19 protein-coding genes are annotated in these 21422 nt (G+C 74.9%); 11 read left to right on the top strand and 8 right to left on the bottom strand.

Annotated features, from left to right (window positions below):
* Positions 1 to 32: 32 nt before the first annotated feature.
* From murJ to QOZ88_RS21225, 3 genes are read right to left on the bottom strand one after another with little or no spacing between them, the layout of a single operon-like run.
* A complete protein-coding gene (gene murJ / locus QOZ88_RS21235) occupies positions 33 to 2090 on the bottom strand; it encodes a murein biosynthesis integral membrane protein MurJ (RefSeq protein WP_306001687.1) in 2058 nt (685 codons plus the stop codon).
* The gene (locus tag QOZ88_RS21230; RefSeq protein ID WP_306001686.1) at positions 2087 to 4486 is read right to left on the bottom strand and encodes a DUF6049 family protein; all 2400 of its coding nucleotides are present in this window, start codon (positions 4484 to 4486) and stop codon (positions 2087 to 2089) included. Before QOZ88_RS21230 ends, murJ begins: the two co-directional genes overlap by 4 nt.
* A complete protein-coding gene (locus tag QOZ88_RS21225; protein WP_306001685.1) occupies positions 4483 to 4959 on the bottom strand; it encodes an NUDIX hydrolase in 477 nt (158 codons plus the stop codon). The genes QOZ88_RS21230 and QOZ88_RS21225 overlap by 4 nt, the downstream gene beginning before the upstream one ends.
* A gap of 224 nt (positions 4960 to 5183) precedes the next feature.
* Here QOZ88_RS21225 and QOZ88_RS21220 point away from each other — a divergent pair, with 224 nt between their 5' ends.
* Positions 5184 to 6671: a CCA tRNA nucleotidyltransferase gene (locus tag QOZ88_RS21220; RefSeq protein WP_306001684.1), complete on the top strand. Its 1488-nt coding sequence runs from the start codon at positions 5184 to 5186 to the stop codon at positions 6669 to 6671.
* Between the two features lie 49 nt (positions 6672 to 6720).
* The gene (locus QOZ88_RS21215; protein WP_306001683.1) at positions 6721 to 7686 is read left to right on the top strand and encodes a matrixin family metalloprotease; all 966 of its coding nucleotides are present in this window, start codon (positions 6721 to 6723) and stop codon (positions 7684 to 7686) included.
* Positions 7687 to 7699: 13 nt separating this feature from the next.
* Here QOZ88_RS21215 and QOZ88_RS21210 read toward each other — a convergent pair whose 3' ends face one another.
* Positions 7700 to 8971 (bottom strand): MFS transporter, encoded by a 1272-nt coding sequence (locus tag QOZ88_RS21210; protein WP_306001682.1) that lies wholly within the window; start codon positions 8969 to 8971, stop codon positions 7700 to 7702.
* A 100-nt stretch (positions 8972 to 9071) separates the two neighbouring features.
* On the opposite strand from QOZ88_RS21210, the gene QOZ88_RS21205 reads away from it, so the two are divergent.
* The gene (locus QOZ88_RS21205; protein WP_306001681.1) at positions 9072 to 9725 is read left to right on the top strand and encodes a YqgE/AlgH family protein; all 654 of its coding nucleotides are present in this window, start codon (positions 9072 to 9074) and stop codon (positions 9723 to 9725) included.
* A gap of 126 nt (positions 9726 to 9851) precedes the next feature.
* On the opposite strand, the gene QOZ88_RS21200 is transcribed toward QOZ88_RS21205, so the two are convergent.
* The 3 genes from QOZ88_RS21200 to QOZ88_RS21190 all read right to left on the bottom strand — a co-directional run bounded on the left by QOZ88_RS21200 (position 9852) and on the right by QOZ88_RS21190 (position 12540).
* Positions 9852 to 10607 carry a hypothetical protein gene (locus tag QOZ88_RS21200; protein ID WP_306001680.1) on the bottom strand — a complete coding sequence of 252 codons (756 nt, stop codon included), beginning with the start codon at positions 10605 to 10607 and terminating at the stop codon, positions 9852 to 9854.
* A 121-nt stretch (positions 10608 to 10728) separates the two neighbouring features.
* Complete coding sequence (locus QOZ88_RS21195; protein WP_306001679.1) at positions 10729 to 11808, bottom strand: inositol-3-phosphate synthase; 1080 nt, start codon at positions 11806 to 11808, stop codon at positions 10729 to 10731.
* A gap of 111 nt (positions 11809 to 11919) precedes the next feature.
* Complete coding sequence (locus tag QOZ88_RS21190) at positions 11920 to 12540, bottom strand: PadR family transcriptional regulator (protein WP_306001678.1); 621 nt, start codon at positions 12538 to 12540, stop codon at positions 11920 to 11922.
* 157 nt (positions 12541 to 12697) lie between these two features.
* Between QOZ88_RS21190 and QOZ88_RS21185 the strand changes: the two genes are divergently transcribed.
* The 3 genes from QOZ88_RS21185 (at position 12698) to QOZ88_RS21175 (ending at position 17291) form a co-directional block, all read left to right on the top strand.
* Positions 12698 to 13114: a DUF5318 family protein gene (locus QOZ88_RS21185; RefSeq protein WP_306001677.1), complete on the top strand. Its 417-nt coding sequence runs from the start codon at positions 12698 to 12700 to the stop codon at positions 13112 to 13114.
* A 142-nt stretch (positions 13115 to 13256) separates the two neighbouring features.
* Complete coding sequence (locus tag QOZ88_RS21180) at positions 13257 to 15767, top strand: transglycosylase domain-containing protein (protein ID WP_306001676.1); 2511 nt, start codon at positions 13257 to 13259, stop codon at positions 15765 to 15767.
* A gap of 21 nt (positions 15768 to 15788) precedes the next feature.
* A complete protein-coding gene (locus QOZ88_RS21175) occupies positions 15789 to 17291 on the top strand; it encodes a glycosyltransferase family 87 protein (protein WP_306001675.1) in 1503 nt (500 codons plus the stop codon).
* Here QOZ88_RS21175 and QOZ88_RS21170 read toward each other — a convergent pair.
* Positions 17271 to 18083, bottom strand: coding sequence for a deoxyribonuclease IV (locus QOZ88_RS21170; RefSeq protein WP_306001674.1), 813 nt, complete (start codon positions 18081 to 18083; stop codon positions 17271 to 17273). The two genes, QOZ88_RS21175 and QOZ88_RS21170, sit on opposite strands and share 21 nt — an antisense overlap.
* Before the next feature lie 124 nt (positions 18084 to 18207).
* On the opposite strand from QOZ88_RS21170, the gene QOZ88_RS21165 reads away from it, so the two are divergent.
* From QOZ88_RS21165 to rplI, 5 genes are all read left to right on the top strand, one after another.
* Positions 18208 to 19230, top strand: a complete 1023-nt coding sequence (locus QOZ88_RS21165; protein ID WP_306001673.1) for a hypothetical protein — start codon at positions 18208 to 18210, stop codon at positions 19228 to 19230.
* Between the two features lie 202 nt (positions 19231 to 19432).
* Positions 19433 to 19720 carry a 30S ribosomal protein S6 gene (rpsF, locus tag QOZ88_RS21160; protein WP_091930951.1) on the top strand — a complete coding sequence of 96 codons (288 nt, stop codon included), beginning with the start codon at positions 19433 to 19435 and terminating at the stop codon, positions 19718 to 19720.
* Between the two features lie 2 nt (positions 19721 to 19722).
* Positions 19723 to 20211 carry a single-stranded DNA-binding protein gene (locus tag QOZ88_RS21155; protein ID WP_306001672.1) on the top strand — a complete coding sequence of 163 codons (489 nt, stop codon included), beginning with the start codon at positions 19723 to 19725 and terminating at the stop codon, positions 20209 to 20211.
* A 98-nt stretch (positions 20212 to 20309) separates the two neighbouring features.
* Complete coding sequence (gene rpsR / locus QOZ88_RS21150) at positions 20310 to 20546, top strand: 30S ribosomal protein S18 (RefSeq protein WP_014378671.1); 237 nt, start codon at positions 20310 to 20312, stop codon at positions 20544 to 20546.
* Between the two features lie 11 nt (positions 20547 to 20557).
* Positions 20558 to 21004 carry a 50S ribosomal protein L9 gene (rplI, locus tag QOZ88_RS21145; protein ID WP_306001671.1) on the top strand — a complete coding sequence of 149 codons (447 nt, stop codon included), beginning with the start codon at positions 20558 to 20560 and terminating at the stop codon, positions 21002 to 21004.
* The last annotated feature ends 418 nt before the right edge of the window (positions 21005 to 21422 follow it).

The raw sequence follows: 21422 nt of genomic DNA, 5'->3' as shown, positions 1-21422 counted from the left end.
CGGCACGGTCGGCCCTCCTGGCCGGCCCTCGGTCACCTGCGCTCCAGCCGGGCCCGCAGCGCAGCGACGGGTTCCCGGACCTCCGGAACGCGGGCCACCACCAGACCGGTCAGTGCGACGCCGCCGACGACCACGGTACCGATGACGACTTCGGCGAGCGAGCCTGCCGTCGAGCGTCCGCCCAGGTCGCCGGTCACGATCCGGACAAGACCGCCGGCCAGACCCGCGACCAGGGCCACGGCGGCAATCCGGGCCAGGGGCCCGAAGGTCTCGCGGGTGCGGAGCCCACCGAGCCGGCGGCGCAGCGCCAGGTCGCCGATGACCCACCCGGCCACGTAGGTGAGGCTGGTGGCGAGCATCAGCCCGGCCACCACCAGCTCGGGCTCGACGACCACGGGGACGAGCAGGAGCAGCGGTACCCGGACGGCGACCATGCCGAGCTGGATGAGTGTCGGGGTGCGGGCGTCCTTCATCGCGTAGAAGACCCGCAGCTGCAGCAGCGTCACCGCCATCGGAAGCAGTCCGAACGCCCCGACGGCCAGCGCCGTGCCGATGGCCTGCGCCTCGTCGGCCGACGTGTTGCCCCAGGCGAGGAGCAGGACGCCCAGGGGCGGGCCGAGGACGGTCAGCGCGGCGGTGACCGGCAGCAGCCCGAGCGCCGAGAGGCGGGTGCCCAGGGACAGGTCCTGGACCACGCCCGGCACGTCGGACCGGGCGGCGGCGCGGCTCATCCGCGGGACGAGGGCGGTCAGCAGCGCGACGCCGATGACCCCGTAGGGCATCTGGAAGAGCAGGCTGGCAGATTGGAACGCCGTCGACCCCAGACCGCCGCTCCGCTGCGCCTCGTTGGCGATCCGCAACGCGAACAGGACGCCGACCTGGCTCACGGCCACGTAGCCGATCACCCAGAGCCCGAGGCCGCCGGCCTCGCGCAGCCCGGTGTCGCGGATCCCCCAGCGGGGCCGCAGCGGGACGCCCGCGCGGCGCAGGTACGGAACCAGGACCATCGCCTGCACCGCGATGCCCAGCACCGTGCCCACACCGAGGAGCCAGACGAGGCCCGGCTCGAGAGTGGCCGGCTGGAGCGGACCGGGTCCGCTCGCGGCGAAGAACACCAGGCCGGTGGCGATGACCACGACGTTGTTGAGCACCGGGGCCCAGGCGGGCGGGCCGAACACCCCACGGGAGTTGAGCACCGCTTGCGCGAAGGCGCCGAACCCGTAGAACACGATCTCCACGAGCAGGATGCGGGCCAGCCAGTTCGCCAGGCGGTACTGCTCCGGGTCCTCGGCCAGGCCGTAGAGGGCGGTCAGCGCGGGGGCGGCGAGCACCGCCAGCACCGTCATGACGGCCAGCCCGGCCATCGCGAAGGTGGCCAGCCGCTGCGCGTAGCCGACGCCGTCGTCCCGGTCCCGCTCCTGCGCGTGCACCAGCAGCGGCACGATCACCGAGGTCAGGACGCCCCCGAGCAGCAACTCGTAGACGATGTTCGGCAGCGTGTTGGCGGTGTTGTAGGCGTCGGCGACCAGCCCGACGCCGAGCGCGGCGAGCAGCACCATCGTGCGGAGCAGCCCGGTGATCCGGGAGACCAGCGTCGCGACCGCCATGGTGCCGGCGGCGCGCAGGATGCCCCCGCTGGCGCCCGGTGCCCCCTCGCGGAGCTCGACGTCCTCCTCGGTCTCCTGCTCGGCGCGAGGCACCGGCGGCAGGAGCGGCATGGGGAAGACCTGGGTGTCGTCCGCGGCCGGCACCCAGCGGTGCCGCAACGGCGGCAGCGGCGGCACGGGGGCGGCCGGACGCGCCGGCCGGGCGGGCCGGACGGGTGGCACCCGGGGTGCCGACGGCGGGGGCAGGGCGCCGTCGACGGTGGCCTCGGCGGGCCCGCCCTCGGCGGTGGGGGGCGCGGCGAAGACCGCGTCGCTCGGCGGGGTCGCCAGGTAGGGGGCCGGCGGCAGCGGCGTGGGCGAGCCCCAGCTGCGGCGGCCCGGTGCCGGCCGGGCGGGCGGCGGGGGCGGGGGCAGCGGGCGGGGACGCTCGCCGTCCGCCGCGACGTCGGGACGGTCGCCGGTGGTGCCGGGCCGGTCGCTCACACCGGGCTCCGGGTGGGCGCGGGGGAGAGGCCCGGGGACGACGGGCCGGCGCCGGCGTCGCCCGCCGCGGTGCCCCGGCGCCGCCGGATCAGGAAGTGCACGAGGCGGCGCAGGAACAGCAGCGCGAGCAGCGAGGCGGCGCCGATGGTGATGGACAGGGAGATCGGCCCGTAGGCGGTGCTCTTCACCTGCATCTCGACGCGGTCGCCCAGCGCGGTGCCCGAGGGGGTCGTCACCTGCGCGGTCACGGTGAAGCCACCGGAACGGCGCAGCTCGGTGGGCACCTGGAGGGTGGTGCGCTGCTCGGGCGCGAGCGTCTGCACCCCGATGTCGCCGACGGCGAGCCCGCCGTTGGCCGGGGGGTCGACCTGCAGCCGGACGTCCACGGGGAACGGCAGCGGGTTGTCCACCGTCAGCACCAGCGGGGCGTCGCTGGAGGCGAGGCTGTACGTGCCGTCGGCCGGCGCGACGACGGTGACCCGTTCCTGCAGCCGGTCCAGCGTGGCCCGCGCGTCCAGGGCGGCGGCCACGAACTCCTCGGGGTCGTCGCGGCGGAGCACGGAGGAGGCGCGGGCGATGCCGGCGTCGTAGGGCTGGAGCGCCAGGTCGGCGTCCGCGGGGATCGCGTCGGCGAGCTCCTCCCGGGCGGCGACTGCTTCGCCGAGGACCGCCAGCCCGGCCGGGTCGAGCGCGGTCTCCTCGCCGGGGGCGGCGAGCGTCCCGGCGTCGGCCGGCGGTGCGGCGCCGAGGTCGGTCACGCTGCCGGGCTGGAGCCAGGGCAGGCCGGCCGTGTCGGCGATCATCGCGCCGGCCCCCTCCAGCTCCGCCTCGAGGTCGCGGGGTGGAGCCACCAGCACCGTCTGCTCGCTCCCCGGCGGGGCCTGCAGGGTCAGGGCGGCCAGTTCCGCGAGGTAGCGCTGCTCGGCGATGCGCGGGCCGCCCTGCACGACCTCGGCGGCGCCGACGACGGCGCTCAGCGTCGGGTCGGCCACGAGGACGTCCAGCGCCCCGTCGCCGACCGGGACCGAGCTGCGGGCGACGGCGTCGGAGCCGTCCAGCCCCACGGCCGAGTCGCCGTCGGTGAGCGCACCGCTGCCCAGGACGACCTGGTCGATGCCCCCGGCGCGCAGCGTGTCGAGGGTCGCGGCGTCGTAGGACCCGTCCGGGGACCAGGCCAGGTCGGTGACGGGGGTGACGTCCAGGACGTCGGCGATGATCTCCGCCCCGGCGCCGGTGCCGGTGGCGGCCGCCGGCTCGGGTGGCGGGGCCGCCCCGTCGACGGCCGGGGCCTCGGTGACCGGCGGCGGACCGGGCGGGTCCTGCGCCGTGCCCTCCGGGGTCCCGGGCAGGCTGCGGGTGAGAACGGCGGGCATCCCGGCGGCCTGCAGCCCGTCGGCGTCGACGTCGCCGTAGGGCAGCGCCACGACCGGGCGGGTGGCCACGACCGCGCGCAGCCGGTCGAGGTACGCCCGCGCCGCCTCGGTGCCCGTCCCGGCGCCGGCGACCCCGTCGACGGCGTAGGGCCCGGCGGCCATGCGGGCCAGCTCCTCCACGAGGGCGGGGTCGATGGCCAGCGTGACCGGCAGCGGTGCGGCGGGCGGCGCGCCCGGCTCGGCCCCGGGCTGGCCACCGGGCAGCCGCTCCACCACGGCCAGCGCGCGGTCGAGCCGGCCGCCCTCGCTCACGGCCTCGGCGAGCCCGTCGTCGACGAAGTCGCCGGAGGCGTCGCGGTGGCTGGGCTCGGACAGCGGCCACAGCCAGGCCACCGTCGTCCGCGAGGAGGGCACGACCGGCTGCTGGACCAGGAAGGTGGCCAGTTCGCCGACCCGGCGCTCCTGGTCGCCGTCGACGGTGCCGTTGACGTTGAACAGCACCGGGTACACGCCGTCCTGCTCCAGGCGCAGCTCGGCGGAGTCGATCGTGTAGCTGAACTCCACGCTGCCGCCGGGGGCGAGCACGCCGGGCAGGGGGGCGAAGGGCGGCTGCACGGTGGTCGCGGGGTCGGGGTCGCTGACGGCGTCGGCCAGATCGGGCCGCCCGGTGAGGACGTCGCCGCGCTGCAGCCGGGCGGTCAGGCCGGTGATGGGGTCCGGCCCGGTGTTGGTCAGCGTGCCGGTGACCGTGATCAGCGCGCCCGGGGTGACCGTGCGGGGTTCGAAGCGGGCCACGTCGATGCGCACCGGCCGGTCGGCCGAGGTGGTGGTCCCGTCCGGTGCGGTCGGCGCGGGTGCCGCGGCCGCCGGGGCGAGGACGGCCGCCGGCGCGAGGAGCGGCCCGCCGAGCACGAGGGCGCCCGACAGCAGCGGGACGAGCGCGACCGCGCGCCGGACGGTGCCCTGCCGGGCGGGAGCGGCGGCGGGGCGGCCACCGGCTCGGGTGGCAGCCGGCCGGGTCACGCGCTGTCGGCCAGGAGTCCGGCGGCGCGCTCGACCAGGGCACGCTCGTCGGCGTACGCCAGCCGGGTGCTGAGCTCCTCCAGCGGCACCCAGGCGACCTCGGTGACCTCGACGTCGGCGTCGGAGAGCGCACCGCCGACCGCGCGCAGGAGGAAGTGGTGCACGGTCTTGTGCACGCGGCGGCCCTCGGCGACGAACCAGAAGTCGATGATCCCCAGCGGTGCGATGACCTCGCCGATGATGCCGGTCTCCTCCGCGACCTCACGGACGGCGGTGTCCTCGGGCGTCTCCCCCGCCTCGATGTGCCCCTTGGGCAGCGACCAGAGGAGGCGACCGCGGCGATCGGTGCGGCCGATCAGGGCGGCACGGGGCCCGGTCACGCCGTCGTCGGCCACCACCAGGCCCCCGGCGGAGGTCTCGTCGACCCGGCGCAGCCGGCGGCCCGGGCGCCCTCGCCCGCCCGTCCCAGCCATGCCAGGAGGGTAGCGCGCGTCCGGCGACAGCTCCGGGAGCATCGCAGCGAGGAACGGACCGGGGCGCGGAGATGATGATCAGGTCACCTGGTCGTCAAGGGTCCTGGCTCACTGTCGATCCTGAGCCAGGACCCCGTGCGGTGAGCCAGGACGCGGGCAGCCGGCCGGACCGGGACGCGGAGCCGGACCGGAGCGGTTCCGCGCCCGCACTACGCTGGCTCGTCGTGTCCGCCACCCCGCCGAGCCGACCCGAGCCGGAGCCGGTGCCCCCGGCCGTCCAGGAGACCGTCCGCAAGCTGGTGGACGTCTCCCCCGTGCTCATCGAGCTCGGGCAGCGGTTCGCCGCCGCCGGCTTCGAGGCCCACCTGGTCGGGGGCTCGGTGCGCGACGCCCTGCTCGCCGCGGCCGCCGGGGGTCCGGGCGTTCCCGGAGACCTCGACGTCACCACGGACGCCCGTCCGGAGCAGGTGCTGGAGGTGCTGCGCGGCCGGGCCCGTTCCACGTGGAACACCGGCATCGCCTTCGGCACCGTGGGCGCCGACCTCGGCGGGATGCGCGTCGAGATCACCACCTTCCGGGCCGACCGGTACGACCGCACCTCCCGCAACCCCGAGGTCGCGTGGGGGAACTCGCTCACCGATGACCTGGCCCGGCGGGACTTCACCGTGAACGCGATGGCCGTGTCCCTCGGGCCGGACCGCGCGGTGACCGATCCCTTCGGCGGGCTGGGCGACCTGCTGGCGAAGCGGTTGCGCACCCCCGGCCCCGCCGTCGAGTCCTTCGCCGACGACCCGCTGCGCATGCTCCGCGCCGTCCGGTTCGTCGCCCAGATCGGCCTGGCGCCGGACGAGGAGGTCCTCGCCGCGATGTCCTCCCTCGCCGGCGAGCTGGCCCGGATCACCCCCGAGCGCGTCCAGGCGGAGCTGTCCAAGACGCTGCTGCAGGACGCCCCGCGCGCGGCGCTGGAGCTGTTCACCTCGACCGGCCTGGCCGACGTGGTGCTCCCGGAGCTGTCGGCGCTCCGGATGGAGATCGACGAGCACCACCAGCACAAGGACGTCTACGCCCACTCGCTGACGGTCCTCGACCAGGCCATCGCCCTGGAGCAGGCGGACCCGGAGGCGGGATCGCCGGACCTCGTGCTGCGGCTGGCCGCGCTGCTGCACGACATCGGCAAGCCCGCGACCCGCCGCCACGAGCCGCGCGGCCGGGTGTCGTTCCACCACCACGAGGTCGTCGGCGCCAAGCTGGTGCGCAAGCGCCTGACCGCGCTCCGCTACCCGAAGGACGTGATCGAGGCCGTCGCCCGGCTGACCTTCCTGCACCTGCGCTTCCACGGCTACGGCGACGGGCAGTGGACCGACTCCGCCGTCCGCCGGTACGTCACCGACGCCGGCGACCTGCTCCCCCGGCTGCACAAGCTCGTACGGTCGGACTCGACCACCCGCAACAAGCGGCGGGCCGCGGCGCTGTCGGCGACCTACGACTCGCTCGAGCAGCGGATCGCCGAGCTGGCCGCGCAGGAGGACCTGGCGCGGGTCCGCCCCGACCTCGACGGCAACGCCATCATGGAGCTCCTGGGTCTGGGTCCCGGCCCCGAGGTCGGTGCCGCCTGGCGGTTCCTCAAGGACCTGCGGCTCGAGCGTGGGCCGCTGGAGCGCGACGAGGCCGAGGCCGCGCTGCGGGCGTGGTGGGCCGCCCGGCAGGGCTGACCACCCGGACGGAGCGGGCCGGCTCCAGGAGGGGGAGGACGGTGCCGACATGACAGGTGTGCACCCGGAGCGCCCCGACGACACCGTCCGGCTGCCGGCGTCCGCCTCCGGCCGGACCCCGCAGTGGCTGCTCGACGAGCTCGCCGGCACCCCCGGCCTCGCGTCGTCCGCACCCCCGCCCGCCTCCCGGCGCCGGCGCCGCGGCCGGTGGGGGGTCCCGCTCGTCGTCGCGGCCGTGGTGGCCGGGGCCGTGCTCGTCGACCCCCCGGTGTGGCCGTGGGTGGAGGCGCCGGCCGCGCCGGGCGCGGCCGCCCCGTTCGCCCCCGCCGTCCCCGCCCGGCCGACGGACCGGCCGACCCCCTCGGGCGCGGCGACGCCCCTGGGCCGTCCCCCGCTGCCCCCGGCGGTCGCCGGGTCGTACGCCTACGCGGCGCTGCAGGAGGACGGCGTGACCCCGGTCGCCTACGACCCCTGCCGCGAGATCCGCTACGTGCTCCGCCCCGACGCCGCGCCCCCGGGCACCGAGGCGCTGGTGCACGAGGCCGTGGCGCGGATCGGTGCGGAAACCGGCCTCCGGTTCGTCTACGACGGCCCTACCGACGAGCCCATGGGCGGGGAGCGCGCCCCGTTCCAGCCCGACCGCTACGGGGACCGCTGGGCACCCGTGCTCATCGGCTGGCAGACCGAGGCCGAGGATCCCACGCTCGCCGGCGACGTCGTCGGGGCGGCGGGGAGCACCGCGGTCTCCCTCGGCGACGGGCCGCGCGTCTACGTGACCGGCACGGTCACCCTGGACGCCGGGCAGGCGCCGGACCTCCTGGCCGAGCCCGGAGGCGCGACCGCGCTCCGGTCGGTGGTCCTGCACGAGCTCGGGCACCTGGTCGGGCTCTCGCACGTGGACGACGACCGGGAGCTCATGTACCCGGAGGCCCGGCGCACCGTTCCCGACTTCGCCGACGGCGACCGGACGGGCCTCACCGCGCTCGGGCAGGGGCCCTGCGTGCCCGAGCTCTGAGCCCCCGGTCGGCTCAGCGACGCACCATGCGCGCGTGCAGCAGTGCGGTGGCGACGTACCCCGCTCCCACGACGGCGAGCGCCGGCCGCGAGATCCCCGACTCCGGGAGCGCGAACGCCCCGACGACCAGCGCGGCGACGAAGCCGACGTTGACGAGGGTGTCGTACACGGAGAAGACCCGGCCCCGGTGGTCGTCGTCGATCGACTCCTGCAGGGTGGCGTCGACGCAGATCTTGACGCCCTGGCCCAGCAGGCCGAGGACGAAGCCGGCCAGCACGGCGGCCGGGGGCTGCAGCAGCAGGCCGAGCGCGGCCTGGAGCAGCCCGCCGGCGGTCAGCAGGAGGCCGATCCAGCGGACCGTGCCGATGCGGCGCACGACCGGCGGCGTCACGGCGGCGGCGGTGAGCGTGCCCGCGGCGATCGCCGCGATGACCTGCCCGAGCCCCACCAGCCCGCCGGGGAACGCACCCGTCCCGTCGACGAACGTGTTCCGGTAGAGCAGCAGCGTCATCAGCGTGAGCAGGCCGAACCAGATGCGGTGCAGCCCGATGGCGGTGAGCGCGGCGGCGACCGGCGGGTGCGCCCAGGCGTGGCGGGCCCCGGCGGCCATCCCGGCCAGCACCTCCCGTGCCGGCAACCGCGCGGTGCGGGCGACGTGGTCGGGCCCCAGGTATGCGCGCGGAAACCCGGCGACGACCGCCGCGGCCGCGAGGTAGGGCAGGGCGGAGGACAGGGCCACCGCGCCGTACCCGGCGTCGTCGGACCCGGTGAGCTGCAGCAGCGCCAGCGCGGCACCGCCCCCCACCACCGCGGCGACGGCGCCCGCCGTCGTCGACAGGGCGTTCGCCGTCACCAGCGAGGACTCCTCGGTGGTGTGCGGCAGCCCGGCGGACAGCGCGGCCAGGACGAACCGGTTGACCGAGAAGACGGCGAGCCCGGCGAGGTAGAAGCCCGGCCCCTGCACGCCCGCGACCACCAGGGCGGCCACCACGGCCACGAGCCCGGCGCGCAGCACGTTGGCCCGCAGCAGCACCTGGCGCCGGCTCCAGCGGTCCAGCCAGACGCCCGCGAAGGGCCCGACGACGGAGTAGGGCAGCAGGAGGACGGCGAAGCCCGCGGCGACGTCGACCGGGTCGGCGGCGCGCTGCGGGTTGAACAGCACCGTGCCGGCCAGCGCGGCCTGGAAGACGCCGTCGCCGAACTGCGACAGCAGCCGGGTGCCGAGCAGCCGGCAGAAGTCCCGGCGCCGCAGGAGGCCGCGCACCGTCGTCCCCGCCCCGGCCACGCGCGTCACCCTACGAGCAGCAGCCGCCGTCCCTTACCCGCGCGCACCGGGGGCCCTGCCCCGGGCGCCGAGGTGGGGCACACTGGGGAGGATGTCGTCGGTGCCTCCCCCGCCCGAGCCCGAGTCCGGTCCCCCCGCGCGGCCCGCGACCGGCCGCCGTCGCGCCGGTGCGGTCCCCCCGCTGTCGGTCGGCTCCCTCGACGACGTGCGGGCCGGTGCCCTCCTCGTCGCGATGCCGGCGCTGACCGAGCCCACGTTCGCCGGCGCGGTGGTCTACGTCCTCGACCACTCCGACACCGGCACGCTGGGAGTGGTGCTGGGGCAGCCCAGCCAGGTCGAGATCCGCGACGTGCTGCCCGGGTGGTGCGACCTGGCGGTGGAGCCGGGGGTCTTCCACGTCGGCGGGCCGTGCGAGACCGACACGGCGCTCTGCCTGGCGACGGCGTCGGCCGAGGCGGCGGTCCCCGGTCTGCGCCCCGTGGCCGGCGACGTGCACCTGGTCGACCTCGACGGGGACCCGGATGCGCTCGCCGGTCGGCTGTCGGGTCTGCGGGTCTTCGCCGGCTACGCGGGCTGGTCACCCGGGCAGCTGGCCGGGGAGCTCGCCGAGGGCGCGTGGGCCTGCGTGCCGAGCCGCCCCGGCGACGTGCTCAGCGCCCTCTCCGGTCCCGAGCTCTGGCGCCGGGTGATGGGCCGGCAGCGCGGTCGCCTGGCGGTCCTCTCGAGCGCGACAGCGGACCCCACCGCCAACTGACGTCCCTCGCGGCACGTGTCGGGCAGCGCGATCCGGCGTCGTCTGGTAGGAATTGACGCGGGAAGGGGCGGTCTGGGGAAGAGGCCGCCCCTTCCCGCTTCTCCGCCGGCGGTGACGTCCCCCGCCCTAGATGCCGAACGCCTCCGCGATCTCCGGGTGGTCCGCGGCTTCGGCCGTCTCCTCCGCCGTCGGCAGCGCGAGCCGGCGGGTCCCGTGCTCGGCCAGCGTCACCGTCACCTCCACGCCGCCCAGCGGGGTCCGGTACTGCACCAGCGTGCGGTCGGAGTCGTCGACCGCGACCGTGCGCTCGTCGCGGAGCCGGTAGACCGTGGCCGGGCGGCCGTCGACGGCCTGCTCCCCCTGCCAGCGGTACGGGCCGTCCAGGAACGCCGCGGGCCGGTCGGGTCGCTCCGCGGCGAGGTTCTGCAGCACCTGCACCACCACGTCGAGCAGCGGCGGCTCCCCCTCCCCGGCCGACAGCGTCCGGCGCAGGTACGCCGCCTCCGGCGCCCCGTCGGCGGCGAGCGCCTCGGCCAACCCCGGCACGTCACCGGCCCAGAGGTCGTCGCGGTCGAAGAAGAGGGTGCGGGTGTCCCGGTCCTCGCCGCCGACCACGGTGACCGCCTGGGCCTGGCCCACCTGGCGGCGGAAGTCGATCTGACCGGTGAGCGTGAGCACCGCGTCGTCGGCGAAGGGGACGGTGACGACGAAGTCCGCGCCGCCCTCCTCGTGGTTGAGGTGCAGCAGCTCGGCGAGGACGGCGGCGTCGTCCTCCGTGACCGGTTCACCGGGCTGCCGCTGATCGTCGGTGCACCCGGCCAGCAGCAGCAGGCCCAGCCCGGCCGCGCCCACCCGGAGTACGAGTTGGCGGCGGGCACGCATGGCGTGCAGCGTATGCAGCCGGTCGCCCCGGACCGGCGACGACGCGGCGGGGGCATAGGAGGCTTTACCTACGTCTCCGGGGGCCAGTACGTAGGTAAAGCCTCCTATGCCCGGTGAGGCCTCAGCGCTCGAGGTCGCCGCGGATGAAGGCCTCGACGGCGTCGCGCGCCTCGCTGTCGCTGTACTGCACCGGCGGGCTCTTCATGAAGTACGAGGACGCCGACAGGATCGGACCGCCGATGCCGCGATCCTTGGCGATCTTCGCGGCGCGGACGGCGTCGATGATGATGCCGGCCGAGTTCGGGGAGTCCCAGACCTCGAGCTTGTACTCCAGGTTCAGCGGGACGTCGCCGAACGCGCGGCCCTCCAGCCGGACGTAGGCCCACTTGCGGTCGCTCAGCCACGGCACGTGGTCAGAGGGGCCGATGTGCACGTTGCCCGCGCCCATGTCGCGCTCGACCTGGCTGGTGACGGCCTGGGTCTTCGAGATCTTCTTGGACTCCAGGCGCTCGCGCTCGAGCATGTTCTTGAAGTCCATGTTCCCGCCGACGTTCAGCTGCATCGTGCGGTCGAGCTGGACGCCGCGGTCCTCGAACAGCTTGGCGAGCACCCGGTGGGTGATCGTGGCGCCGACCTGGCTCTTGATGTCGTCACCGATGATCGGCACGCCTGCGGCGGTGAACTTGTCCGCCCATTCCTTGGTGCCGGCGATGAAGACCGGGAGCGCGTTGACGAAGGCGACACCGGCGTCGAGGGCGGCCTGCGCGTAGAACTCGGCGGCCTGCTGCGAGCCGACCGGCAGGTAGCAGACGAGGACGTCGGCACCCGACTGGCGCAGAGCGGCGACGACGTCGACCGGCTGCTCATCGGACTCCTCGACCATCTCGCGGTAGTACTTGCCCAGGCCGTCGAGGGTGGTCCCGCGCTGCACGGTCACGCCCAGCGGCGGGACGTCGCAGATGGAGATCGTGTTGTTCTCGCTGGCGACGATGGCCTCGGAGAGGTCGCGGCCGACCTTCTTGGCGTCCACGTCGAACGCGGCGACGAACTCGATGTCGGACACGTGGTACTCGCCGAAGCGGACGTGCATCAGGCCCGGGACGGACGTGGTCTCGTCGGCGTCGCGGTAGTAGTGCACGCCCTGCACGAGCGACGCGGCGCAGTTACCGACGCCGACGATGGCGACCTTGACTGACCCCATGACTCTCCTTACTCCTGGACCGTGGTGGTCCGCTGGGCCCGGACCGGTGGTGGTCCGTTGCTGTCTCGGGCGGGCTGCCCCGCCGATCGGTGCTGGTGGTGCGTACCGTTGCTAGGTCGGTACGTGCCGCGCGGCGGCCGGCCCGTCGTCCTCGCCCGCGCGGGGTGCCGGCCGGTCGCCGGACTCCGCCCGTTCGCTGTCGATGAGCTCGGAGAGCCAGCGGACCTCCCGGTCCACCGACTCCAGGCCGTGACGCTGCAGTTCGAGCGTGTAGCGATCGAGCCGTTCGCGGGTCCGCGCCAGTGAGGACCGCAACCCTTCGCGCTGCCGTTCCACGGTGCGCCGGCGACCCTCGAGGATCCGCAGCCGCACATCGCGCGCCGTGTGCCGGAAGAAGGCCAGGCGGACCCCGAAGAGCCCGCCGTCGTCGTAGGCCTCCGGGCCGGTCTGGCTGACCAGCTCGTGGAAGCGCTCCTTGCCCTCCGCGGTGATCGTGTAGACCACCTTCCCGCGCCGGCCGGTCAGCGGCGGTGCATCGGCCGGCAGCAGGGCACGCGGTGCGGGCTCATCGGTGGAGATGAACCCGGCCGCCTGCATCCGCCGCAGCGCGGGGTACAGCGATCCGTAGGAGATGCTGCGCAGCCCGCCGAGCACCGCGGCGAGCTGCTTGCGCAGCTCGTACCCGTGCATCGGCGCCTGGTGCAGCAGGCCGAGGATGGCGAACTCGAGCACGTCGCCCTCCTCGGTCGCACCTGCAGTCGATGTATCGGCACGATACATCGACCGTTCTGCAGGCTCCACCCGGAGGCGTGGGGCGGGTGGGTCTCCCGGGGCGGGTACCGTGCTCGGTCACCCCACGGACCAGGGCCTGGTGCGTACATTGGCCGCCGTGCCCGGACGTCGTTCCGTCGTGGACTACTCGCTGCAGCGGCGAGCCGTCCTCGCGGGAGTACATGCGGGCCGCACCGGGTTGTTCGAGGTGTGCGACGCCAGCCCGTACCTCTCGCGGGCGGCGAAGTACCACGGAGAGCCGACCGACGCCGCCTGCCCGGTCTGCCGACGTGAGCACCTCACCCTGGTGAACTACGTGTACGGCGAGCACCTCGGGCCGGTGGCCGGCCAGGCCAAGACCGAGGCCGAGCTCGCCCGCATGGACGCCGCCCAGGACGAGTTCTCGGTGTACCGGGTCGAGGTGTGCCGCGGCTGCGGCTGGAACCACCTGGACTGCTCGTACGTCCTCGGTGCCGAGCCCGAGCCGGGGCGCAAGCCCCGCCGCAGCCGGCACCGGGCCGCTCCCGAGCGGTGACGGACCGGCCGGTCACCGGCCCCCACCGTGCCACCGGGCCCGCGACGGAGCGGGCCCTCTCCGCTGCCACAGCTGAAGACGAACCGCTGCGTCCGGGCAGGTGCCCGGCGTCGACCATGACAGTCCAGGAAGGGGTGTGCTCGTGCCCAGCCACGACGAGACCTCGCCCGTCGCTCCGCGTGCCGGCTCGGTGCGCCGCCCGCCGGCCGCCCGTACCCGCAGCACCGGTGGCGGAGGCGGCACCGGGCGTCCGCCGTCGGGCGGGCGCCCGTCGGGCGGCGCGCGGCCGCCCGCCCGCGGCGGCACCACGGCCTCGCGCGGCGGGACCACGGCCTCCCGCGGCGGCTCCGGCCGCCCGTCGGGCCGACCGGCATCCGCGAAGGGCAAGACCGGGCGCAGCGGGAAGCAGCGCCGCGCACGGCGGCTGAAGATCACCGCCGCGATCATGGGCGGGCTGCTCGCGCTGATGTGCGTCTTCGTCGGCGTCGTCTACGCCAGCACCGAGGTGCCGAGCCCGGACTCGGTCTCGACCAAGCAGACCACGGTCATCTACTACTCCGACGGCGTGACGGAGATGGCGCGGCTCGGTGACGAGAACCGCACCAACGTGCCGCTGGCGGAGATCAGCGAGCCGGCGCAGCGGGCCGTGCTCGCCGCGGAGAACCGCAGTTTCTACTCCGACCCGGGCATCTCCTTCACCGGCATCGTGCGCGCTGCGTGGAACAACCTCACCGGTGGTTCCACGCAGGGTGGCTCGACCATCACGCAGCAGTACGTGAAGAACGCCTTCCTGACGCACGACCAGACGTTCAGCCGCAAGTTCCAGGAGCTGTTCCTGGCGATCAAGCTGGACAACAACTTCTCGAAGGAGCAGATCCTCGAGAACTACCTGAACACCATCTACTACGGCCGCGGTGCCTACGGCATCGAGGCCGCGGCGAACACCTACTTCGGCATCCCGGCCGCGGAGCTCACCGCGCAGCAGGCCGCCGTCCTCGCCGTCCTCATCCGGAGCCCCTCCAACTACGACCCGGAGACCAACCCCGAGGGCGCGCAGGACCGCTGGGGCCTGGTGCTCGACGCGATGGTCGAGGAGGGCTGGCTGACGACGGAGGAGCGGGCCGCCTCGGCGTACCCGCCGGTGCTGCCCAAGACCGACTCCACGCTCGGCATGCCCCAGGGCCCCGAGGGCCACATCGTCCGGCAGGTCAGCCAGGAGCTGCAGGAGCGGTACCGGTACGACGAGCAGCAGATCAACGCCGGTGGCCTGCAGGTCACGACCACCATCAGCAAGCCGGCGCAGGACGCCGCCGTCGCCGCCGTCCAGGAGGTCACGGCACCGCCCGAGCCGCAGGAGCTGCGGGAGGCCCTGGTCGCCGTCGACCCGCGCACCGGCGGGGTCGTCGCCTACTACGGCGGCGAGAACGGGGTCGGCACCGACTACGCGCAGGCCAAGCGCCAGCCCGGGTCGTCGGTCAAGCCCTACGTCCTGGCCACGGCCCTGGAGCAGGGCATCGGCATCCAGGCCCGCCGCGACGGCAGCGACGATCAGGAGTTCCCCGACCGGCCCGGCCTGCCGGTGACCAACTCCGGGGGCGCGAGCTGCCCGGCCTGCACGCTGACCGAGGCCATCACGCGCTCGCTCAACACCACGTTCTACGGCCTGGCCTACGAGGTCGGCCCCGAGAACGTGCGCGACACGATCCTCGCGGCCACGGGCCTGCCGGACACGTGGGGCGGCAGCGACTTCTTCGCGGGGAAGACGGTGCTGGCCAACTCCGACGGCCTCACCGGCTCGTCGATCGGCATCGGCGAGTACGAGCTGCGCCCGTTCGACCAGGCGCAGGGCTTCGCCACGCTCGCCGCCGGCGGGGTCTTCCGCGACGCCCACTTCATCGGGAAGGTGACCGACGGCGAGGGCGCGGTGCTGGTGGACCAGACCGCCGCCGCAGGGGGTGAGCAGGTCCTCCCCGCCGACGTCGTCAACGACGTCACCGTCGCGCTCAAGGACGTCGCCTCCTACTCCCGCCGGGCGCTCGACGGCGGCCGCGAGGTCGCGAGCAAGACCGGCACCCAGGGGCAGGGCGAGAACAACTCCGACGCGTGGATGGTCGGGTACACGCCCTCCATCGCCACCGCCGTGTGGATCGGCAACGACTCCCCCAGCGACCCGATCGTCGACTCCCGCGGGCGGATCATCTACGGCTCGGGGCTGCCCGGTGCCATCTGGCAGCGCTTCATGGACACGGTGCTCGCCGGCACCCCGGAGGAGGACCTGCCCGACAAGGCGCTCATCAAGGGCGACACCGGTGAGGGCGTGCCCGCGCCGACGACGGAGGCACCCCCGCCGGTGGAGACCCCGGCCGCGCCGTCGTCGCCCCCGAGTCCGTCCCGGCCGAGCTTCCCGGACCGGAACGGCAACGGCGTGGACGACCGCACCGAGCCGCAGTTCCCGGACGAGAACAACGACGGCATCGACGACCGCACCCAGCGGCCGCCGTTCCCGGACGAGAACAACGACGGCATCGACGACCGCACCCAGCGGCCGCCGTTCCCGGACGAGAACAACAACGGCATCGACGACCGCACCGAGCCGCAGCCAGACACGGAGCCGGGCACGCCCGGCCCCGTCGTCCCGCCACCGCTCGACTGACACGTCCCGCACACTGCTCGCATGAGCAGCTCGCCCACGGGCCCGTCCGCCACCGCGGACGGGCCCGTGCGCGTTCCACGTGGAACGCAGCCGCCGTCCGCCCCGGACCGCGTGGTGCCCTCCTGGACCGATCCGGTGGTCCGCCAGGCCAGCGAGGCCGTCGGCGGACCGTGGGGCCGCTTCGCCGTCACCGGCCGCGCCCTGTTCTGGACGCCGCTGCGGGTGTGCCTGCTCTTCGCCACGCTGGCGCTGGCGGTGGCGTGGGTGAAGCAGGCGCCGTGCGCCGACGGCGACTGGGCGGGTTTCGTCCAGTACACGCACTTCTGCTACTCGGATACGGTGCCGCTGTTCGGCCTGCACGGCCTGGACGACGGCGCCCTCCCCTACCTGGACTCCGCCGTCGAGTACCCGGTGCTCACCGGGGCCTTCATGGCCCTGGCCGCCACGGTCTCCGCCGGCTACGACCGGGTGGCGACGGCCTCGGGCCTGCTCCCCGAGGTCGCCCCGGTGCTCAGCTACTACGTGGTGACCTGCCTGCTGCTGACGGTCTGCGTGCTGCTCGTGGTCCGGGCCATCCTGGCCCTGGCCGGACGCCGCCCCTGGGACGCGGCGATGATCGGGCTGTCCCCGCTGCTGGTGGTGCACGCCTTCACGAACTGGGACCTCCTCGCCGTCGCCCTGGCCACCCTGGGCATGTGGGCGTGGGCGCGCCACCGCCCGGTGCTCGCGGGCGTGCTGCTGGGTCTCGGCGTCGCCGCCAAGCTCTACCCGGCGTTCCTGCTCGCCGCGCTCCTGCTGCTGTGCCTGCGGGCCGGGCGGCTCCGCCTCTGGGCCCGGACCGCGGCGGCGGCGGCGCTCGCCTGGGCCGCGGTCGACGTGCCCGTCGCGGTGCTGGCGCCGGAGAACTGGTCCCGCTTCTTCACGCTCAACAGCACGCGGCCGGCCGACCCCGACTCGCTCTGGAACCTCGCGCAGCACGTGGCCGGGAACGGGTGGCTGGACGGGCCGCTGGCCGAGGGGCAGACGCCCACGGTGCTCAACGCCGCCGTCGCCGTCGTGCTGCTGACGGGGCTCGCCGCGGTGGCCTGGCTGACGCTGGCCGCACCCGTGCGGCCGCGCCTCGCCCAGGTCGCCTTCCTGCTGGTCGCCGTCTTCCTGCTCACCAACAAGGTGTGGAGCCCGCAGTACTCGCTGTGGCTGCTCCCGCTGGCGGTGCTCGCCCGGCCGCGGTGGCGCTCGTTGCTGGCCTGGCAGGCCACCGAGGCGCTGCTGTGGGTGCCCCGCCTGCTCTGGTACCTGGGCACCGAGAACCGCGGCGTCGACGTCGAGTGGTTCTTCTTGGCCGTGACGCTCCGCGACGCCGCTGTCCTCGTCCTGATGGCCCTGGTGGTGCGGGACGTGCTGGACCCCGACCGCGACGTGGTGCGCACCAGCTGGCGGGGCGTGGACGACCCGGCCGGCGGGCCCCTGGAGCACGCCCCCGACCGGTGGGCGCTCCGCCGGTCAGCCGATCGCGTCGCGTAGCAGCGCGATCTCCGCCGCGTGGCTCGCGGCGTCTCCCGGCGTCTCCAGGACGACGGGGCAGCCGGCGGCCCGCGCCACCTCCACCAGCAGCTCGGCGGGCATCTCGCCACCGGCCAGGGGTGCGTGCCGGTCGCGCCCCGAGCCCGCGGGGTCGCGGCTGTTGTTGAGGTGCACCAGGTCGATCCGGCCGGTGATGGCCCGGACGGCGTCGACGACGGTGCCCAGGTCCCAGCCGGCGGCCCAGCCGTGGCAGGTGTCCAGCACGAAGCCGGCGCCGAACTCGCCGATCGCGTCCCACAGCCGGCCGAGCGCGTCGAGGTCGCGGGCCATCGCGTTGCCGCCGCCCGCCGTGTTCTCGACGAGGACGGGCACGGGGAAGCCGCCCCGCTCGGCCTGGCGGGCGAAGGTCTTGCGCCAGTTGTCCACGCCGACCGCCGGGTCGTCGCCGGCCAGGACGTGCCCGCCGTGCACCACCAGGCCCCGGGCCCCCACGTCCGCCGCGGCCCCGGCGTGCGCGCCCAGCAGCTTGCGGCTGGGGATGCGGATGCGGTTGTTCGTCGTCGCCACGTTCAGGACGTAAGGGGCGTGGACGTAGACGGCGACGTCGGAGCCGCGCAGCTCCGCGGCGTCGGGCCGGGGTCGGGGGGCCTTCCAGCCCTGGGGGTCGGCGAGGAAGACCTGCACGGCGTCGGCGTCCACCTCGGCCGCCCGGGCCAGCGGGCCGCCGCGGTCGAGCTCGCCGTCGTCGGTGAGGCCGGCACCCACGTGTACGCCGATCGGGTGACTGCCCATGCTGATCTCCGGTTCGTCGACGATTTCCAGGTGTGCCCGTATCGCCGAGGTCACATCATCGTTGAGGCTGTGACGGGGGTTACTCGCCGGTACAGCTGTGACGTCGACGTGGAGGTAGCAGAACATGGCAACGGGTCGCATCCGACGCTCGGCCCGCCGGGGCGTCGCCGTCGCCCTCCTGGGCTGGCTCGGCATCACCGCGGCGTCGGTGACGGCGACCCCTGCCGCGAGCGCCGCCCCGACGGCGACCGTGCCGATCCGCGACCTCACCCAGCTGGTCGTGTCGATCGACGAGGGCGGCGCGGTCACCTTCGTCAACGAGCTCCAGGACAGGACGCTCCAGGTCGGGGGTGGCGGGCTGCTGCCCTCGCTGGTCAGCGTCACGGCCAGCACCGAGGTCACCCTCACCGTCCCGTCGGGGCAGCGGAAGCTGGCCCCCGGCGCGAGCGTCACCGAGCGGTTCGACCGCAGCTGCGTCACCGGCTGCTGGCTGACCTTCACCTATTCGATGACGTCCGGTGCGGCGCTCACCCAGCCGCTGATCGACGCCACCACCGCGCTCCTGCCACCCCTCCCCCGGCCGCAGCCCCTCGTGGTGAACACGCTCCTGCCGCTGCCGAGCGTGCCCGGGGTCAACCTGCCCCAGCTGCCACCGGTGACGCTGCCGGCCGCCCCGCCCTCGGCCACCCCGCCGCCCGCACCGGCGCCGGAGGCCCCGCAGCCGCCGACGACCGCGCAGCCCCCGGCCACGGACGCCGGCCCGGCGCCGCAGGACGTGCCGGGTGACCAGTACACCTACGAGACCGGGTCCGGTGGGGCCGCGCAGCTCCTCCCCGGGGCGCGGGCCGCGGCGGCGGCGTTCGACCCGTCCCGCTTCGTGCTCCCCGGCCTGACGGGCAGCAGTGCCGACGGCGGCGGCTCGGGTGGCGTGACGGGGACCTACGACGGCGCCGCCGTCCCCGAGTTCGGCCAGCTCGCCGGCCTGAGCACGCCGGCTCCGGGCGGGGAGGACGCCGGCCAGGTCGTCTCCGCCACCGGGGCGCGGCCGGTCACCCTGCCCGTCGCGGCGCTGGCCGCCGTCGTCGCGCTGGCCGCGGTCACCGCAGCCCTGGTCCGCACCGCGCAGGCGGCCCGCGGGTCCCGCTGAGCGCGGCCCCGGCCCAGGGTCCCGTCCCGGGCCTGCGGAGGGTGGGTCCTTCCCTCGTCCGGGCAGCGCCTGGCCCGCCGGTCCCGGCCGCTGGTAGCCTGGACCCGCGCGTTCCGGCTCCTGCCGGGGCGCGCGACGCGTGTACGACCCTCCTGCTGCAGATTCCCTGCAGCCGCGAAGACCAGAGGAGGTGGGGTTCTCCGTGCGTCACTACGAACTGATGGTCATTCTCGACCCCGACCTGGAGGAGCGCACGATCGCGCCCTCGCTCGAGCGGTTCCTGACCGTCGTCACCAACTCCGGTGGCACCGTCAAGACCGAGATCTGGGGCCGTCGCCGCATGGCCTACGAGATCAAGAAGCACGTCGAGGGCATCTACGCCGTCGTCGACATCCAGGCCGAGCCCGCCGCGGTGGCCGAGCTCGACCGGCAGCTGAACCTCAACGAGTCGGTGCTGCGCACGAAGCTCATGCGGCCCGAGGTCCACTGACCATGGCCGGCGAGACCGTCATCACCGTCATCGGCAACCTGACCGCCGATCCGGAGCTGCGCTTCACGCCGTCGGGCGCTGCCGTCGCGAACTTCACCGTGGCCTCCACGCCGCGGACCTTCGACCGCCAGTCGCAGGAGTGGAAGGACGGCGAGGCGCTGTTCCTCCGCTGCAACGTCTGGCGGCAGGCCGCGGAGAACGTGGCCGAGTCGCTGACGCGTGGCTCGCGGGTGATCGTCAGCGGTCGCCTGAAGCAGCGCTCCTTCGAGACGAAGGAGGGCGAGAAGCGCACCGTCGTCGAGCTCGAGGTCGACGAGATCGGCCCCTCGCTGCGCTACGCCACGGCCAAGGTCACCCGCGCCTCGCGCGGTGAGGGTGGCGGCGGCTTCGGTGGTGGCGGCGGTGGCGGCGGTTTCGGCGGCGGCGGTGGCGGTGGCGCGAGCGACCCGTGGTCGACTCCCGCCGGCCCGTCGGACGAGCCGCCCTTCTGAGAAAGGACCCCGTCCCTCTCATCCCTCGCAAGCTCGGGACGAGCCTCCGGACGGGGCCTTCCGATTCCTGAACCTCTCGCGACTACTGGAGAACTCCGGTGCCCAAGCCCCCTGTTCGCAAGCCCAAGAAGAAGGTCTGCCAGTTCTGCAAGGACAAGGCGACCTACGTCGACTACAAGGACACGACCCTGCTGCGGAAGTTCATCTCCGATCGCGGCAAGATCCGTGCCCGCCGCGTCAGCGGCAACTGCAGCCAGCACCAGCGGGACGTCGCCACGGCCGTGAAGAACAGCCGTGAGATGGCCCTGCTGCCCTACACCTCGACGGCGCGCTGATCATGAGCACGATGAAGCTGATCCTGACGCAGGAGGTCACCGGTCTCGGGACCTCCGGCGACACCGTGGAGGTCAAGGGCGGCTACGGCCGCAACTACCTCCTGCCGCGCGGGCTGGCGATCGTCGCCACCCGGGGCGCGCAGAAGCAGGTCGAGTCGCTGCGCCGGGCGCGTGCCGCCCGCGAGGTGGCCACGCACGAGGAGGCGCAGACCCTCGCCGGCCGCGTGTCCGGGCTGACCGTCCAGGTGCCGGCCCGCGCCGGCGACGGCGGTCGTCTGTTCGGCCGGGTCACCACCGCCGACGTCGCCGCGGCCGTCACGGCTGCCGGCGGCCCGGAGCTCGACCGTCGCCGGATCGAGCTGCCCAGCAGCATCAAGACCACGGGCCAGCACACCGTCACCGTGCGGGTGCACCCGGAGGTCACCGCCCAGCTGACCATCGAGGTCGTCGCAGGCTGATCCACCCCCGTCCCGCACGGGACGGGACTGCTCACGAGGGGCGTCGGACGCGAGTCCGGCGCCCCTCGTGGCGTCTCCGGGCCGGCCGCCGGCCGCTGTCCCGGCCCTCCGGTCCCCGGGCCGGCCGCTGGGCCCTGTCGCTCCCCCTGCCCCAGGTCGGCCGCTGCGCCTCGTGGTTCCTCCTGCCGCCGTGCGGGCGGTGCCGGGCCCCCGGGAGATGGTGCAGCACTCCCCGCGTCGCCCAGGCCCGCTCAGGGGCCGTGCCGCGCCCCGCGGTCTCCATGCGCGACCGCGTGACGCCGACCCGTCGGGCTGCCCGATCGCGGCCTCCACTCCGCCGACGCACCACCGTCGGCCCGAGTTGGCTCACTTGCTTAGTGCGTGACCTTCCCGGCCTTGGAGTGCGTCGAGGATCGCT

This window comes from Blastococcus carthaginiensis (assembly GCF_030731085.1).
Taxonomy (GTDB): Bacteria; Actinomycetota; Actinomycetes; order Mycobacteriales; family Geodermatophilaceae; genus Blastococcus; species Blastococcus carthaginiensis.
The sequence above is the reverse complement of the archived record's forward strand: the minus strand, read 5'-3'. Positions and strand labels throughout refer to the sequence as shown.